The sequence below is a fragment of the Ruegeria sp. CDSA079 genome (genome assembly GCF_059612245.1).
Map to the genome: position 1 here is coordinate 164,502 of NZ_JBXWQF010000007.1, position 16,758 is coordinate 181,259.

General features: G+C 58.2%; 15 protein-coding genes. 5 read left to right on the forward strand and 10 right to left on the reverse strand.

Going from position 1 to position 16,758, the window contains the following annotated elements; genetic code table 11:
- Nucleotides 1-20 precede the first annotated feature (20 nt).
- The 3 genes from AC2FJZ_RS09875 to AC2FJZ_RS09885 form a co-directional block, all read right to left on the reverse strand.
- Entirely contained in the window at nucleotides 21-1,763 is a 1,743-nt protein-coding gene (locus AC2FJZ_RS09875; RefSeq protein ID WP_496777338.1) for a peptidoglycan -binding protein, read from the reverse strand.
- Between the two features lie 3 nt (nucleotides 1,764-1,766).
- On the reverse strand, nucleotides 1,767-2,945 hold the full coding sequence (locus AC2FJZ_RS09880) for a hypothetical protein (RefSeq protein WP_050604837.1): 1,179 nt from the start codon (nucleotides 2,943-2,945) through the stop codon (nucleotides 1,767-1,769).
- A 69-nt stretch (nucleotides 2,946-3,014) separates the two neighbouring features.
- A complete protein-coding gene (locus AC2FJZ_RS09885; RefSeq protein WP_496777339.1) occupies nucleotides 3,015-3,545 on the reverse strand; it encodes a gamma-glutamylcyclotransferase in 531 nt (176 codons plus the stop codon).
- A 67-nt stretch (nucleotides 3,546-3,612) separates the two neighbouring features.
- Between AC2FJZ_RS09885 and AC2FJZ_RS09890 the strand changes: the two genes are divergently transcribed.
- Nucleotides 3,613-4,614 (forward strand): DUF2125 domain-containing protein, encoded by a 1,002-nt coding sequence (locus tag AC2FJZ_RS09890; protein WP_050604839.1) that lies wholly within the window; start codon nucleotides 3,613-3,615, stop codon nucleotides 4,612-4,614.
- Here the strand turns inward: AC2FJZ_RS09890 and AC2FJZ_RS09895 are convergent.
- The 4 genes from AC2FJZ_RS09895 to AC2FJZ_RS09910 all read right to left on the reverse strand — a co-directional run bounded on the left by AC2FJZ_RS09895 (nucleotide 4,611) and on the right by AC2FJZ_RS09910 (nucleotide 8,893).
- Nucleotides 4,611-5,414: an extensin-like domain-containing protein gene (locus AC2FJZ_RS09895; RefSeq protein ID WP_496777341.1), complete on the reverse strand. Its 804-nt coding sequence runs from the start codon at nucleotides 5,412-5,414 to the stop codon at nucleotides 4,611-4,613. The two genes, AC2FJZ_RS09890 and AC2FJZ_RS09895, sit on opposite strands and share 4 nt — an antisense overlap.
- A complete protein-coding gene (locus AC2FJZ_RS09900; RefSeq protein ID WP_496777342.1) occupies nucleotides 5,411-6,331 on the reverse strand; it encodes a prephenate/arogenate dehydrogenase family protein in 921 nt (306 codons plus the stop codon). The genes AC2FJZ_RS09895 and AC2FJZ_RS09900 overlap by 4 nt, the downstream gene beginning before the upstream one ends.
- Nucleotides 6,328-7,413: a histidinol-phosphate transaminase gene (hisC, locus tag AC2FJZ_RS09905; RefSeq protein WP_496669382.1), complete on the reverse strand. Its 1,086-nt coding sequence runs from the start codon at nucleotides 7,411-7,413 to the stop codon at nucleotides 6,328-6,330. Before hisC ends, AC2FJZ_RS09900 begins: the two co-directional genes overlap by 4 nt.
- A 64-nt stretch (nucleotides 7,414-7,477) precedes the next feature.
- Nucleotides 7,478-8,893, reverse strand: coding sequence for an aminotransferase class V-fold PLP-dependent enzyme (locus tag AC2FJZ_RS09910; protein ID WP_496777344.1), 1,416 nt, complete (start codon nucleotides 8,891-8,893; stop codon nucleotides 7,478-7,480).
- 102 nt (nucleotides 8,894-8,995) lie between these two features.
- Between AC2FJZ_RS09910 and AC2FJZ_RS09915 the strand changes: the two genes are divergently transcribed.
- The gene (locus tag AC2FJZ_RS09915) at nucleotides 8,996-9,457 is read left to right on the forward strand and encodes an Lrp/AsnC family transcriptional regulator (protein WP_050604844.1); all 462 of its coding nucleotides are present in this window, start codon (nucleotides 8,996-8,998) and stop codon (nucleotides 9,455-9,457) included.
- Between the two features lie 3 nt (nucleotides 9,458-9,460).
- Here AC2FJZ_RS09915 and AC2FJZ_RS09920 read toward each other — a convergent pair whose 3' ends face one another.
- Nucleotides 9,461-10,285, reverse strand: coding sequence for an SDR family oxidoreductase (locus AC2FJZ_RS09920; RefSeq protein WP_496669378.1), 825 nt, complete (start codon nucleotides 10,283-10,285; stop codon nucleotides 9,461-9,463).
- 146 nt (nucleotides 10,286-10,431) lie between these two features.
- On the opposite strand from AC2FJZ_RS09920, the gene AC2FJZ_RS09925 reads away from it, so the two are divergent.
- On the forward strand, nucleotides 10,432-11,334 hold the full coding sequence (locus AC2FJZ_RS09925; RefSeq protein WP_496777346.1) for an AraC family transcriptional regulator: 903 nt from the start codon (nucleotides 10,432-10,434) through the stop codon (nucleotides 11,332-11,334).
- Nucleotides 11,335-11,389: 55 nt separating this feature from the next.
- Here the strand turns inward: AC2FJZ_RS09925 and rpsD are convergent, their stop codons facing one another.
- Together rpsD and AC2FJZ_RS09935 are read right to left on the reverse strand one after the other, a co-directional pair.
- A complete protein-coding gene (rpsD, locus tag AC2FJZ_RS09930; RefSeq protein WP_050604847.1) occupies nucleotides 11,390-12,010 on the reverse strand; it encodes a 30S ribosomal protein S4 in 621 nt (206 codons plus the stop codon).
- 212 nt (nucleotides 12,011-12,222) lie between these two features.
- Nucleotides 12,223-12,666, reverse strand: coding sequence for a hypothetical protein (locus AC2FJZ_RS09935; protein ID WP_496777348.1), 444 nt, complete (start codon nucleotides 12,664-12,666; stop codon nucleotides 12,223-12,225).
- Nucleotides 12,667-13,098: 432 nt separating this feature from the next.
- Here AC2FJZ_RS09935 and xrtT point away from each other — a divergent pair, with 432 nt between their 5' ends.
- Together xrtT and AC2FJZ_RS09945 are read left to right on the forward strand one after the other, a co-directional pair.
- Nucleotides 13,099-14,547, forward strand: a complete 1,449-nt coding sequence (xrtT, locus tag AC2FJZ_RS09940) for an exosortase T (protein WP_496777350.1) — start codon at nucleotides 13,099-13,101, stop codon at nucleotides 14,545-14,547.
- Nucleotides 14,544-16,637 (forward strand): VIT and vWA domain-containing protein, encoded by a 2,094-nt coding sequence (locus AC2FJZ_RS09945; RefSeq protein ID WP_496777351.1) that lies wholly within the window; start codon nucleotides 14,544-14,546, stop codon nucleotides 16,635-16,637. The genes xrtT and AC2FJZ_RS09945 overlap by 4 nt, the downstream gene beginning before the upstream one ends.
- Nucleotides 16,638-16,758: the final 121 nt, after the last annotated feature.

Genomic DNA, 16,758 nt, shown 5'->3' on the forward strand with positions numbered 1-16,758 from the left:
TAGGTCACGGATCGGCGGGATTACCGTTCGGTCAGTTTCAACTCGATCCGTCGGTTTTGCGCGCGGGCCTCGGGCGTGTCAGCCGGATTGACCGGCTGGAACTCACCAAACCCGTTGGCCGCCAGACGGTTGGGCGGGATATCCAGCGCATCAACCATATAGCGCACAACCGACAGTGCGCGGCCCTGGCTGAGTTCCCAGTTGTCGCGATACCGGCCATTTCCTGCCAGCGGAACGTTATCTGTGTGACCGTCGACCCGGATCACCCAATTGAGGCCGGTCGGTATCTCAGCCGCAACGCTACGCAGGATGTTGGCAACCTTGGCAACTTCCTGGCGTCCTTCTGCAGACAGCACCGCTGAACCCGTTGGGAACAGAACTTCGGACGAAAACACGAACCGGTCGCCCTCGATCCGCACGCCTTCCTGATCGCCAAGAACATCCCGTAAACGACCAAAGAACTCCGAGCGATAACGTTGCAGGTCTTCCGCCTGCGCCGCCAGTTCCTCATTCTGACCGGCCAACTCTTCAGCCTCGGCCTCAAGGCGCAGTCGTTCAGCTTCTTCCAGCAGGCGGCGCCTGCGCTCTTCAGATGCAGCACGGGCCAGTGCCGCGTTCAGATCCTGCCCCAATGTTTGGATCTGCACTTCGGCGGCAGCGTTGCGTTCTTCAAAATCATCAAGCAATGCCTGCAACGACCCCAACTGCCCGCGCAGGGCGGCGATTTGTTGGTTCAACAAGGCCGCCTCACGCTGCGCCTCGGCCGAAATTTCTTTCTCATTCGACAGCGTCGACTCGGCCAGGGCCAGAAGGGCCTGACGCTGTTCAGCCAAAGTACGCTGTTCCGCAGCATCCGTCTGCGCTTGCGTCTGTGCCTGCAACGCGGCTTCTAGCTGAGCCCTCAATTCACCCGGATTCACGTCACCGAACCGGCGTTCCAGCTCGGCCTGCGCGGCTTGTGCGGCGGCCAGCAGGGTCAGCGTGTCTTCGGCCTCTTTGCGTTGCGCTTCCAATGCCAATGTCATCGCCGTCAGTTCAGCATCAGCATCTTGCAGACGGTCGCGCAATGTCTCGGCGGCGGCGGCTTCGGCCAAACGGGCGGCTTCCTCGCCGCTTAACTGCTGTTCAAGGGCCGTGATTTCCGCAGCCCGGTCCTCACCACTTTGCTCCAGATCTGCGACCAGTGCTTCCAGAGCTTCACGGCGCGCGGCAGCCAGTCGGGCAGCTTCGGTCTGCGCATCGATTTCGTCACGGCTTTGGGCCAGAGCGAGGTTTAGCGCTTCTTGCTCGGTCAGCAGTTGTTCGCGCTGCGCCTCCAACGCCGCGATATCGCCCAGCGCCCGTTCCTGTTCGGCCAACAAGGCGGCAACCTGCGCCTCGAAGTTTGTGATCTGCGTCTGCGCCTGATCCAGCGCGGCGGCCTGACGGTCGCGCTCGGTGGACAGCGAAGCGATCAATGATTGCGCCTGAGCCAGATCGTCTTCGGTCTGCGACAGGGTCGTGTTCAATGCCCCAAGGCGGGCCTGCAACCGGCTGTTTTCACGCTCTTCCAATCCCAGCGCACCTGCAAGCGCCGCAACTTCGTCCGCCAATGTGGTCAGTTCGTCTTCCTGACCCGAAATGGTTTCACGCAGCACAAACTGGATCACCATGAAGATGGTCAGGACAAAGGTCAGCACCATCAAAAGCCCCGTCATCGCATCCACGAATCCGGGCCAGACCGAGCCCTGGAACCGTTGACCGGTGCGGCGGGACAGCGCCATGGGTTACTCTCCTTCCGGCGTGGTGCGCACTGCGCCGCGCGGTAGGGTCAGGGCCTTGACCAGCAGTTCGATATCCTTGCGGAATTCGTTCATGCTTTCTTGTCGACCCGCCGAAATCTCTTCGAGAATGCGCAGCAGTTGCACGTCCATCGAACGCAGCCGCATTCGGCTTTCGGCGTCGATACCCTCACCCGCGCCGTGTTCGCGCATGTGGTCCAACAGAGCGTCCTGCCCAAGGGCCACGCGTTCCAACGCCGAGGTGACACTTTCGGAATTGGCCTGGCGATTGTTCATCTCACCAATCACATCGACCAGTTGCCCAAGTTTGGCCGAAACGTCTGCCCGCTCGCTTTCCTGAGCTGAAAAAAGATTCTGCAGGGCATCCATCTGTTCGGACATGGCGTCCAGAACAGGAGTAAGCACTGCGATTTCAGCGCCCCCCTCTTCGCCACCGGCAAATCCCACGCGGGTGATTGAGGACAACCATTCTTCGAGCTCGCGATAGAAGCGGTTTTGCCCGTGACCCGCAAATACTTCCAGCAAACCAACAATAAGCGAACCGGCCAAACCCAGCAGAGAAGATCCGAATGCAACGCCCATCCCCTGCAACTGCGCCTCGAGCCCGGTCATCAAGCGGTTGAAGACGGCCAGACCTTCTTCACCTTCCTGCGGGTTCAGACTACGGATAGTGTCGACAATGGCCGGAACGGTTGTCGCCAGACCGAAGAATGTGCCCAAAAGACCCAGATAGATCAGCACATTGGTGATATAGCGGGTGATTTCCCGCTCTTCCTCGACCCGCTCGGCCACGGAATCCAGAATGGAACGGGTAGACGAGGAACTGATTTGCGACCGTGCGCCCCGTTCGCGCAGCAGTGAAGCCAAAGGCGCCAACAGTTGAGGCGTGCGGGCATCTTCGCGAACAACGCCGCCGACAAAAGCTTCGATCCAGCGTACAGAACCGATCAGTTGCGTCACCTGATAGAAACAGGCCAAGACGCCGATCACGAACACCATCAGGATGAACCCGTTCAAGTACGGATTAGCGAAGAAAACTGGCATGACATATGGCAGCGCCAGAAATACCCCCAGCCCGGACAGGCCGATCGCCATCAACATCAACAATATCTGTCGAGTTGGATGCGAGAAATGGGGTCTCGCGCCCTGATGTGCCTGCGCCATGCGCGTGGTTCCCGGTATTTGCCTGCTCTGCGTCGAATCTAGCGAAATTCTGCTCGTGACGCCAAGAGTTTATGCGGTGATACTGCGGACCCGTTGCGCCAACCACTCAAGATCGGGGTCGCGCAGGCCGATCTCGGCCAGATGTTCGGCGGTGTTATAAAGGTATTCGTCATTCGGACCGCGCCCGCCGACCGCGAGGGCGATGATCTGGGCCTGGTCCTCCAAAGGCATCCCACCGCAATACTGGACGTGGTCTGCGTCGATCACATAAGTCACGGCATTTACGATGTCGCCGTTTTCCAGATGCACATCCAGCATCCGTTCGACATACGCCGAAGAAATCAACTCGCGTTCGCGCAGCTCGTGCAGGGTGCGGTCTTCATGACCTGTCTCGACCGCCAGGGCCAGACCGGTGCAATGCGCGTTCACCTGTTCATCCAGCGCCAGCACCAGGCCCGGTTTTTCCTCGGTTCCGCGGTGGTGGATCGAGCTCATGCAGAAGGATCGGGCAAACCCGTGCAACGTTGCGCGTTCGCTGCACGCCACCGGAAAGCCCGGATTCCACAACAGCGATCCATATCCGAATACCCACATCGTCATTGCACTGGTCCTTGCCTGTTTCGGCCTATAAACATCAATTCCGAGGCAGGAAAAAGGGCCAAAGCTCATGCGCCGTCTATTACGAGTGTTCATCGTTATCACCGCTCTGTGGAGCGCCTATTGGTTCATTGCCGGATATGGACTGCGCAATGCCATCACCGGCTGGTTCGACCAGCAGCAAGACCTGGGCTGGCAAGCGGACTTCTCGGACGTTGCCACGGCAGGCTATCCGACCCACCACATGACGCGGTTGATCAATCCGGCCCTTGCAGACCCGGCAACCGGAACAGCCTGGAGCGCGGACTGGATCGAATTCGAAAGCCCCGCGATCTGGCCGGGGCGTCAGATCTTGCGCTTTGCCGATACACCGCAGCGCCTGTCTTATTTCGACCAGACTGCAACGATCGAAGCGGACGCATTGCAGGCGCACTTGCAATTGCGGCCGGGCGTGGCGCTGGTTCTGGAAAAAATGGCGCTGACCGCAGGCCCCTGGTCCATCACCGAGAACTCGCAGGCACTGGCCGCGGGCGGAACGCTAGAGCTGTTGATGGAACAAACCGCCACACCCGAAGCCTATAACATGGCTGTTCGTGTGGATGGTTTTACCCCCGGCGATGACCTGCGAAACCTGATGAAATCCGCCACCTCACTGCCGCAGGCGTTTGACACGCTGGAACTGGACATGGTCGCGACCTTCGATAAACCCTGGGACCGGTCCGCGCTGGAACAGGGTCGACCTCAGCCGGTCAGAATCGACCTTGCACTTGCCGAGGCCAAGTGGGGAGAGCTCAGGTTATTCGCGACCGGCGGTTTGGATGTGGATGCGCAGGGTATTCCAACGGGTGAAATCGCGGTCAAAGCGGAAAACTGGCGGGACATGATCGCCATGGCCAACGCGGCAGGCGCCCTGCCCGATCAGGCGGTAGATCCTGTGACCCGAGCACTGAATTTTCTGGCAGGACTGGGAGGCAACCCCAACGCCTTGGACCTGCAGCTGAACTTCCGGGATGGATTTGTCGCCCTTGGACCTTTGCCATTAGGCCCTGCCCCGCGCTTGATCTTGCGCTAGCGGCAGTAAGTGCCGCTGCGATAGCGGGCCGTGTCCAGATGGAAATGATCCTTGTGGTAGCGGTCTGAATTCGGCCCCAAAACGGTGCCAAAAGGCCCGCACGCCCCACGCCAGATCTTCTTGAGTTGCTTTTGCGAGGGGTTCTTACGCCAGCCTTTCAGTACCGTCACCATCTCACCATCGGCCATCTTGAAGCCCGAGATATCAATTGCCCGCCCTTTGCCGTGCTCGGAAATCCGCGCGCCCTTGCGGTTGTTGCGGGTCCGACAGGCGTAATGGGCCGCCACGTTCAACTCAACCACGGGGCCGCGGCGTTTGAAGGTAGGTTTGACCGTCTTGTCGACCCAATTGTTCAACGCGATCGCCGTGCCGCAATCCATGGTCGACGGACGGCTGAGCGCTACACCCGAGACCGAGGTGACCTGCACCGCTTCCTTGACACCGCAGGCTGAATTCTTGCTGCCAACCCGGCCCACTGGTTTACCTTGAATGGCGATGTTACCGCAGACCGAGCTTTTGCGCAGCTTACGTTTCTTGAACAGAACCTCTTGCTCCAGCCATTCAGGGCGCATCAACGGTCTGAGCGGCACAGCTGACGGACGCACCGCCGCAGCTGTGACCTGCGGCAAAACTGGGCGTAGTACGGGGCGCAACGGGGGTAGAGCAGCGGCAGGTTTGGTGGCCTGATCCAGCGCCGGGCGCGTTAGTGGCATCAAGGACCGGTCCAGAGGCGCAGCCTGTGACGTCATGGCTCCAATGGCCAAAACTCCGATCAGAACATGCCCCCAGCGCAGCTTCATGAACCTGCTTTCCCGCGTCCGAAATCCGGAGCGTCCGTATCCTGCCCCGCATCAATGATGCCGCGACGAATAGCACGGGTCCGGGTGAAGTAGTCAAACAAATGCTCTCCGTCGCCAATCCGGATGGCCCGTTGCAAAGCGAACAGCTCTTCGGTGAAGCGGCCCAAAATTTCCAGCGTCGCATCCTTGTTGGACAGGAACACATCACGCCACATGGTCGGGTCGGATGCTGCGATACGGGTGAAATCCCGAAAACCGGCCGCCGAATATTTTATGACCTCACTGTCGGTTACGCGTCGCAGGTCATCTGCCACGCCAACCATCGTGTAGGCAATCAGGTGCGGTGCATGAGAGGTCACCGCCAGCACCAGATCATGGTGATCTGCGTCCATCTCATCGACATTTGACCCCATGCCTTCCCACAAAGCGCGTAGGCGGGCAATCGCCTCTGGGTCCGAGTTCTCGACCGGGACCAGCAGGCACCAGCGGTTGTCGAACAGCTCGGCGAAACCCGATTCCGGGCCGGAATGCTCGGTCCCTGCCAGTGGGTGCGCGGGAATAAAGTGCACGCCGGCTGGGATATGCGGCTGAACCGCCTGAATGACATGACGTTTGACCGAGCCAACATCCGACACGGTCGCACCGGGTTTCAAAACGGGCGCAATGTCTTTTGCCACGGCACCCATGGCCCCGACGGGGACACAGAGGACAACCAGATCGGCCCCTTCAACGGCCTCTTGCGCGGTATCGCAAACGCGGTCGCACAGCCCAATCCTACGCGCGGTGTCCCGAGTGGCCTCAGACCGGGCATAGCCTGTCACTTCCCCGGCCAGACCTGCTCGTTTGATCGCCCAGAACATGGACGAAGCAATCAGGCCCAGCCCGATCAGCGCAACACGGTCGTAAATCTGGCTCATGCTGCGCCCTTCTTAAATGCAGTGATCGCCGCAACCACACGGCGGCAGGCTTCTTCGTCACCCACGGTGATCCGCAAGGCGTTGGGCAGGTTGTAGCCTGCAACCCGGCGTACAATCAAACCCTGTGATTTGAGGTAGTCATCGCAGGCTTCGGCCTCGGCCCTGTCTGCGAAACGTGCGAGGATGAAGTTGGTGCAGGACGGGTCCGAGGGCACACCGATCTTGGCCAATTCGTCCGACAGCCACACACGCAGCCGTGCGTTTTCAGATTGGCAAAAAGACAGAAACTCCACATCGTTCACCGCAGCCTCCGCCGCGGCCAGAGCGGTCAGTGACAGGTTGAAGGGTTGGCGCACCCGGTTCAGAACGTCAATGATCGGTTGATGCGCATAGCCCCAGCCAACCCGCATGCCGCCCAGCCCATACACTTTCGAGAAGGTGCGCGTCATGATTACATTCTCATGGGCGTCAACCAGCGACGCCCCACCATCGAACCCGTCAACAAATTCGGCATAAGCGCCATCCAGAACCATCAGGCAGGTTTCGGGCAGGACCTGCGCTAGACGCTCCAGCTCATCATTCGAGATCATGGTCGAGGTCGGATTGCCGGGATTTGTGACAAACACGATCCGCGTCTGCCCCGTTACAGCGGCCAGAATGGCATCCACATCCACCTTGCGGTCACGCTCGGACACCATGACCGGCGTCGCGCCAGCCATGCGGGCAATGATCGGGTACATCGAAAACCCATGCTCGGTATAGATCACCTCATCCCCCGGCCCCGCATAGGCCTGCGCGATGAATTGCAGCACTTCATCACTGCCGACACCACAGATAATCCGCGCTGGGTCCAGCCCGTGACGTGCGCCGATGGCCACGCGCAGGCTTGCGTGATCCGTGCTGGGATAACGGTGCAAAGTGGCCGCGCTGTTGCGCACCGCCTCAATTGCCTTGGGGCTTGGCCCGAACGGGTTTTCGTTCGAACTCAGCTTGATCACATGCTCCACACCGGCCACATGCGACTGCCCGCCCTGATAGAGCGCGATGTCCATAATGCCGGGTTGTGGGGTGATCTTGGTCATGAGAGGCTCCGTTGAATGGGCCTCTCATACCTGTCTCAACGGGTTGAGAAAAGCAGCAATTCCATCATGCGGCTTTGAAGCGCGCAGTCGCCGGGTCGGCATAGTAATAGGGCACGAACTCTTCGGTTCTGCGGGACAAGTCATTGACGCTGTCGATGATGAACTGAACCGTTTCCTCGCTCATCAGATAAGAGAAGTTCAGCCGCACCCAGCCGGGCTTTTTCATCTCTTCCCCGGTAGACAAGGCCGCGTGCAATTCTTCCGACGTCGCCCGATCAATGCCCAGCAATCGATGCGCGTAGGGCCCCGCGCAGGCGCAACCACCCCGCGCCTGAATGCCGTAGATGTCGCTGAGCATCCGAGTGAACAGTTGCTGATGCACCGGTTGGCCGGAAATGTCGCGGACAAGGAAAGAGAAGATCGGCAATCGATGCGGGTTATCGACCCCAAGCAAGGTCAGGTTCGGGTTGTCTTTCCACCCCTCCAGAGCCATCTGATTGAATTGCGCCTCGCGCCGGGCAATTTCCTCCGTTCCGACGACATCCTTCACGATGAAAGCCAGCGCCGCGCGAATGTCTCCGATCACGTTGGGCGTTCCCGCCTCTTCCCGAGTTGACAGATCGGCGCTGTAGTCGTGGCGCCAGGGCGATACGAAACTGACGGTGCCGCCACCAGGCCAGCTGGGGCAGTCCCGCTGTACGGCAGACTGGTTCACGATCAAAACGCCCGACGCGCCCGGACCACCGGGGAATTTATGTGGGGAAACCACGATGGCATCCTTGCGCGCATCCGCAGTGCCCATATCCATCGGCAGGTACGGCCCGCCCCCGGCATAATCCCAAACGGCCAGCGCACCATACGCCTTGAGCATTCGTGTCACCGGATCAGGATCGGTGATAATGCCAGTCACGTTGGATGCCGCTGAAAAGGATCCGATCAGCAGATCAGCATCTGCATGCGTTTCCAACGCGCCTTTCAGCGCTTGCAGATCGACACCTCCACCCTCGGCTTCGGGGATTTCGATCACCTGCGCCTTGCTCTCGCGCCATGGCAGAATGTTTGAATGATGCTCGTACGGACCGATCAAAACAACCGGCTGGTCAGCCTCTGCCACCCCTAGCAGACTGACCAACCGGTTGAGCCCCGCCGTGGCACCGGACCCGGTGAAGATCACCGCGTCTTCTCCCCTCGCGCCAACAAGGCGGGTTATCTCTTCGCGCGCTTCACGGCGCAGACGTGTCATGTAAGATCCGCAATAGGAGGCCTCGGTGTGGCTGTTGGCGTAAAACGGCAACACCTGTTGCGCGACAAAGTCTTCGACCTGCCGCAGCGCACGGCCCGAGGCGACGTAATCCGCATAAACAAGCGGTACGTCCCCATGCAGACCCGGGATCAGAACATTCTCTCCGATCAGCCCATCGCGCAGGTTTGAATTGAGAGTGGTGGAACGGAGTTCCGCACGAAAATTGGACAGGGTCATGTCATTGGCTCCTAACTGCCCTATCAATGTGATTTATTAGTCATGCGGAAACTTCCTCTATCTTTGCTTGGATTTCAAAATTTTTGTGTCATATGATCAGATATGACATCAAAACTAGATCAAATTGACACAAGCATTCTAAAAGAGCTTCAAAAGGATGCCACCTTGTCTCAGCGTGAATTGGCGGATCGTGTTGGCCTGTCACAAAATGCCTGCTGGCGGCGCTTGAAGGCCTTGAACGAAAATGGCGTCCTGATTGGATCCACTGCCCGTATCGCACGTGAAAAACTGGGGTTGAGCCTTGTGGTCTTTGTCATGTTGCGCACGCGGCATCATTCGGCCGAATGGCTTCAGGCGTTCCGAAGCCATGTTCTGACAATCCCCGAAGTCGTGGATTTTCACCGGATCGGCGGTGATTACGATTATCAGTTGAAAGTCGTCACCGAGGACATGGCCTCCTATGACAAAGTCTACCAACGCCTGATCGAAAAGGTCGAACTGGACAGCGTGACCTCGTATTTCGCGATGGAAGCGATCGCCGAAGGGCGACCGCTGCCGATTTAGACCTTAGTCCAGCCCGAGCATCGATTTCATACCGCCGATAAAGGTGGCGTCGTCCAAGGCTTTGCGGTTGTCGAGATACTCAACCGCATCCGCGCCCGCACGATACCGCAATGTGTCGGTGCCATCCGTCACTGCCCCCCAGATCACCTCGGCTACAACGCTGGGCGGCGAAGCGCGCGACGCCATTTCTTCAGAGCCCCAGGCGCCGAACAGGGCCTGAACCACAGGCTGATATTCGGTCATGTTTTCGTCATTAACGAAATCGAACGAGCGGCCACCGAAGTCTGTGGCGATCATTCCAGGCTCGACAATCTTGACCTTGATGCCAGCCGCAGCGAGTTCGTAGTGCAGCGACTCTGACAGACCTTCGACCGCGAATTTTGTGCCGTGATACAGCGCCCCAAGCGGGAAGGTGATCTGCCCGCCGATGGATGAAATGTTGACGATGCACCCCGAGCCATTGGCTCGCATATGTGGCAGAACGGCTTTGGTTACCGCCAGCAAGCCGACGACATTGGTGTCGAATTGACGGCGAATGCGCTCCATAGGGAAGGCTTCCAAAGGTCCATAGGCCCCGTAGCCTGCATTGTTCAGCAGGACATCGATCTGGCCGAATCGCGCGATCCCTTCCGCTACGGCTGAGCCGATGGACTCTTCGTCGGTGACGTCCAGACGGGTCACCAGGACATTTTTTAACGGTGCAAGCTCTGCTTCTTTCTCGGGGCTTCGCATGGTAGCAATGACATTCCAGCCCTGCTTCTGAAACAGCTGAGCCGTGACTTTTCCGATGCCGGACGACGCGCCGGTGATGAGGATGGTCTGTGCCATGGTCTTTCTCCGAAATGATTAGCCTGCCCGTGAGATAAGTTGTCCTTCTATTCCACGCCTGCCGATTTCTCCTCAAATCTTGCCTAATTCTCCGAACATCAGGGATTCCGCTATTCGCCAAGTATTCCGTTCAATATGCTAAACACATGAGAGCGACCAACCTGAACCAATCCGAGCTAATCACGGATATCTGCGGACTTGTGGAAGGGAAAGCGGAAGAAGCACCATTTTATCCGACTGCGCTCGAAGGTTTTGCGCTTCTGCATGATGTCAAAACCAAGTCCATAGATGCACAGGTTTATGAACCTATTGTCTGCCTGGTTCTACAAGGAAAGAAAGAAACACGTATCGGCAACCGGCTGGTCCATTTCGGGGCCGGAGACTCGCTGATCGTCAGCCATTCAGTCCCCGTTATGGCAGCCGTCACCGAAGCGAGCCGTCGAAAACCCTATGTCGGTCTCGTCCTTTCACTCGATTTGCCCACGTTGCGCAGCCTTTATGATGAGGTTGAATCCACCTCTGGCCAAATCGAAACGGCGCATAGCCTGGCCGCATCCCAAGCCTCACCCGATCTGATCGATGCTATGACCCGCCTGTTTCGCGTCTGCCAGAACCCGACCGACGCAAAGGTCTTGGCCCCGATGATCAGCCGCGAGATCCATTATAGATTGCTACAGGCCGATCACGGCGGGATGCTGCGGCAAATGTTATGGCGCGACAGTGCAGCCAGCCGGATCGCACGGGTCATTGACGTTATCCAGACGGGTTTTAGAACCTCGTTGCCCGTATCCAAGCTTGCGCAAACTGCGGGCATGAGCCTTTCCGCCTTTCACACGCATTTCAAAGAGGTGACCGCCAAGTCACCACTACAATATCAAAAAGAACTCAGATTGCTGGAGGCGCGCCGACTGCTGTCTCACGGCTCGCTCAGTGTGTCGCAAGCGGCCTTTGACGTGGGATATGAAAGCCCGACCCAGTTCAGCCGCGAGTATTCACGCAAATTTGGCGTATCTCCGCGACAGGATATCGGAACACAAAGCGTAGCCTGAACAAGAAAAGGCCGCGCAAATTGCGCGGCCTCGTAAATCTTCATGTCGGCGAAGATTAGTTCTTCGCGTAGAATTCGACGACCAGGTTCGGTTCCATGACGACCGGGTAAGGCACATCGCTCAGGCCCGGGGCGCGCACGAAAGTCGCGGTCATTTTCGAGTGGTCGGCGTCGATGTAGTCAGGAACATCGCGCTCGGCCAATGCAGCGGCTTCCAGAACAACGGCCAGTTGCTTGGACTTGTCGCGTACTTCGATCACGTCGCCTTCTTTGACGCGGTAGCTGGGGATGTTAACCCGCTTGCCGTTCACTTTGACGTGGCCGTGGTTAACGAACTGACGCGCGGCAAATACGGTTGCAACAAACTTGGCGCGGTAAACAACAGCGTCCAGACGGCGCTCCAGCAGACCAACCAGGTTTTCACCAGTGTCACCAGAAACACGTTCGGCTTCGGAATAAATGCGGCGGAACTGCTTTTCGGTCAGGTCGCCATAGTAGCCTTTCAGCTTCTGCTTGGCGCGCAACTGGATACCGAAATCGGACAGTTTGCCCTTGCGGCGCTGGCCATGCTGGCCGGGGCCATATTCGCGGCGGTTGACCGGGGATTTCGGACGACCCCAGATGTTTTCGCCCATACGGCGGTCGATTTTGTGCTTGGCAGACGTGCGTTTGGTCACGGCTGATCTCCTTCGTTTAGGTCGAGGCCTAAAGGGCCACTATGAAGGGCGTTGTCCTCTTGAGGTTTCCCCCATGACAGGCATCCCCTTGCGAGGGCCACCAACACCAATGAAGCCGCGCTTATATCCGCAGAACTGGCAGAGTCAACACAGCATTCCACAGGGTTTTCAGTTTTGATTGGGAAATTGCCAGTTCGGGCAAAACGCCAGACTCAAACCGGGAAAGAGATAACAGTAGCGCTGTTTTCAACAACCGGATTAAGGGTAGAAACCAGATCGGTCACTTCGACGATCCAGAAATCTTCATCTCGCGGCGGGCATGTCGACTCGAACACAAGGGTGGGCGTTCTATCGTCCCCGTCGAGGATCAAACTGGCGGAAAACGATTGCGCTCCGTTGGTCAGGGTCATAGCACCGGTCACAGGACCTGATATTTCACGCACCACCGGGAAATGACTATCGACCCGGCTAACGACACTGCGACCGCCGCCCATCTGCCCAACACTTTGTTCGACGGCTGCATTCAGGACAATAGCCTGACCGCGCCATGACCATGCGGCCCCAACAGCCAAACAGGCCAAAGGTGCATCCTCAAGCCCGTCAATCTCCGTTTGACACCATGTAATGGCTATATGACCGTTTGCTCCGGCTCTCATCTGCCCACTCGCACTATTTACCACCCCAACACTTTATCCCACGCTTATCAGCACAAATTTCGACGGAAAAGAGACGGAAATGAAGCATTCACGAGAATGTTGCACATCTGAATCACAAACCCGTGAATGAATCCTGAAGTTTCCCGGAAACACCAGGGACTTCTGGTCCAATCGCGTCCTTTGCTTTTGGAACTCAAAAATCCATCAAAAATACAATTGGCACTCATTAGCACCGCGGTCAGTGCAGACTGCCCTGATGTGAGTCATCACAATTTTCCAAGTGATCTACGCTTGGGTTGCCCCCCCCCGCGACACCAGCCTGTTTCGGGCCGACCTTCCCGGTGAGATGACTTTACGCGCTGATCAGGTGTCTCATCAAATTCTGCACAAATGCGACAGGTGAACTGCGCATAGGCGCGTCAGTCTGGCGGCATGAACAAGATTTCTTCCATCCCACTATCGTGGCTCGCACTGGCTGGGTCCTCGGTCATTCTCGCAGCGCATCCTGTGATGTGGCTGGTTCAAAGCTGGATCAGCCCGGCCTACGGGTCGTATGGTTATCTCTATGTCCTGTTGATCATGGGCCTTGCCTGGACCAGCTTGCGCAGTGGTAGACCGACGGTGGGGACTGGCAGAACCCCGGTTCTAGCCTTGTTGTTTCTTGCGGCATTTATCCGACTTCTGGGTCAGATGATGGCCGTCAATATTCTCAGCGCCCTTGCTCTGGCCGTTGACGTGTTTGCCCTGACTTTATTGTTGCGACTGAACCTCAGACCTTTTGCCCTGTCGCCGGTCTGGATGGCCGCGCTGTTTCTATTTGCCCTGCCCACTGAGGTGGTTCTGCAACGCACCTTGGGATTTCCACTGCAGATGATCTCGGCGAGCCTGTCTTGCATGATGCTGAAGGGTGTGTTCCCGGACGTGCTGTGCGAAGGCGTTCGCATCACTCTGGATCAACGAGACATTCTGGTGGATTTGCCCTGTTCCGGTGCGTCAGGGTTGTTGCTGGCACTGGCCTTTGTGGTAACGCAGAACGCGATCATGCGCCCACGATGGCAGACGGCCTGTCTGACCCTGCTGGCCGTGGCCGGATTTGCAGCGCTGGGAAACAGCCTGCGCATCTCATTGCTGGCGATAGGTCTGGTCAATGATCTGAATGTGATGGCCGAGCCCCTGCATTCGCTGATCGGCCTGTCGACCCTGTGCCTCACGATCCTGCCCTTTGCCCTTTTCTACCGCCCCCGCAGCCGGAATGTGCAAAGGGCGCCAATCAATAGTGGCATAGTGCCCAAACATGCCAGTTGGCCGGTCGGCTTCGCCTGCCTGGGTGCGAGTCTTGCCATTGTTTCGCTCAGCCCTGATCCCGTTGATGTGTCAGGAACGGTCGAAAGCCCGGCTCTGCCTTCTCAGATTCACGGGTTTCTGGCCCGCGAAGTACCGTTGGAACCGCTGGAGGTCGCCTATTTCGAAACCTATGGCGGCGCAGCAAAAAAAGCCCGGTTCGGTCCACTGGGGGTCAACGTGGTCAGCACACGGGCACCACTGCGCCACCTTCACGCGCCTGAAATCTGCCTGCGGGGGCTGGGATACAAAGTGCGATTTCTGGGCACCCGGCATGAGGGCACGCCCAGCGCTTATTACCAAGCGATCGGGCCGGACGGGGACATATGGCGAGTGGCTGTCAGCTATGTTTCGCAATCCGGGCAAGTCACGCCCAGCGTTGGCGAGGCCATCTGGCGCTGGCTGATCGGAACAGGCGGCACCTGGAGCAGCGTGCAACGCATTACCCCCTGGACGCTGGATCACGGCCTTACCGCCGAACTAAACGCAGCGGCGCTGGTCGCCATGGACATTCAAAAAAATGAGGGAACAGACATATGAAACGACTGACATTCTGTACGGTACTATTGATCCTGCCCGGCCTTTGGGGAACCGCACTTTGTGCACAGACGCCTGAGGACTTCGCAGGACGCGTTATCGGTGCACACGAGTCCGGTGAGGTTGATCTGCCGTTGCTGAAATCGGACATGGATGTCGACATTCAGGGCGACATGGCAACGGTTCATGTCCGGCAGGTCTTTGCCAACCCTACGGATTTGCCCATGTCGGCTGAATACCTGTTTCCTCTCAACCAGAACGCCGCTGTTTACGCCATGCAGATGCAAGTGGGTGAGGAAGTGGTCGAGGCGCAGATCAAACAGAAGGACGATGCCGAGGCTACCTTCGAAGCAGCCAAGCAGGAAGGTAAGGCCGCAGCCCTGCTGACCCAGCACCGCCCCAACATGTTCACCCAGAACATCGCCAATCTGATGCCTGGCCAGCCCATCACGGTGACGTTGAGCTATGTACAACCTGTGCCCAAGATCGACGGAGCGTATGAATTGGTGCTGCCTCTGATTGTCGGCCCTCGCTATCAAGGAGTGCCTCAAGGGGATGAGGCTATGCTGAATGCCGCCATGGCAGACGCGGAGCCTGAGGTGCCCACCACCCGGACCACCACACAGGTTGACGGTTGGACCGTCGCAGAGTTGCCCGATTATCCGCCGGTGTTTGGCCTGACAATCCCGGAAACCATCGACCCGGCGCGCGTCTCGCTGGATCTGATGTTGAAGGCCGCTGTGCCTGTCTCGGACCTGCAAAGCGCAACACATGATCTGACCATCGCGCAGAATGGCGCAACTTGGACGGCACGGTTTGCCAAAGGGCGTGTGATCGACAATCGCGATGTGGTTCTGCGCTATGTTCTGGGCGGCGCGGACACGACCGCCGGTGTGCTGTCGCATCACGATGCAAGGGGCGGGTTTGTCTCGCTGCTGATCGAACCCCCGTCTATGCCCGAACTGGACCAGATTGCAGCCCGCGAGTTGATCTTTGTGCTCGACACGTCGGGGTCGATGAGTGGCGAACCGATGAATACGAGCAAACGGTTCATGAAGGCCGCGCTACAGGGTTTGCGCCCGCAGGACTATTTCAGGGTCATTCGGTTTGCCTCGGCCCCGTCTGATTTCGCTGCGGATGCCGTGCCCGCAACGCAGCGCAATATTGCGGCTGGGCAGCGCTATGTTCGCAATCTGAAGGCAGGGGGCGGCACCGAAATCGCCAACGCAATACGTCACGCCTTCGCCACGAGCCAACCGAACAATACCCTGCGCATCGTGGTATTTCTGAGCGATGGCTACATCGGCAATGAAGCACGCGTGCTGCATAGGATTCGCAGCCAGATCGGAGAAGCGCGCATTTATGCCTTTGGAGTCGGCACCGCGGTGAACCGTTATCTGCTGGATGCCATGGCCGAGGAAGGGCGCGGCTATGCGCGCTATGTTGATCCGACCGAAGAAGCATCAGATGTCGCAGAGACACTGGCGCGGAAACTGAAATCTCCGGTGCTGACCGATATTTCGGTCGATTGGGGTGATCTGGAAGTTTCGGATGTTGTGCCTCAGCGCATTCCCGACCTGTTTGAGGGTGGTTCGGTTCGGGTGATGGCGCGGTATATCGGCGGCGGGCCTGCTGAAGTCTTGGTTGACGGGCGGGTACAGGGGCGCAAAGCCAGTATGCCATTGGCTGTTTCGCTGCCGAGTGAAAACGACACAACGGGCTACGACAGCGCCGCGATTCCGCTGACCTGGGCCCGCACCAAAATTGCCGATCTGGACAGAGCGATGGCCGTACAGGACGGAGATTCAACAGACATGGAAGAGCGGATCACGGATCTGGGCCTGAGGTTCAGTCTGCAAACCCGGTACACTTCGTTTGTGGCCGTCTCCAAGGCCATTGTAAATGATAGCGGGATGCAGGCCAAGCCGACCTCTGTTGCCCTGCCGCAGGTGGCGGGTGTAACCGCGCACGCTTATCCGCAAACAAGCTTCAGCGGATCTTCAACCCCAGAACCGCAAACCCTGTTCGGAATGGTGATCCTGCTGGCTCTGGGCGTGCTGCGCCTGTCGCGTAGTCGGAGGGTGTCGGTTTGAGCGCTCTACCCTATAAGCTGAGGACGGATTGCTGGTGGCTGGACGATGAAATCAGATGGTACAGGCCGCAGGGCTGCAACCGAACCAACGCCTTACTTGACCATCCCGAGGACAGTGTGAT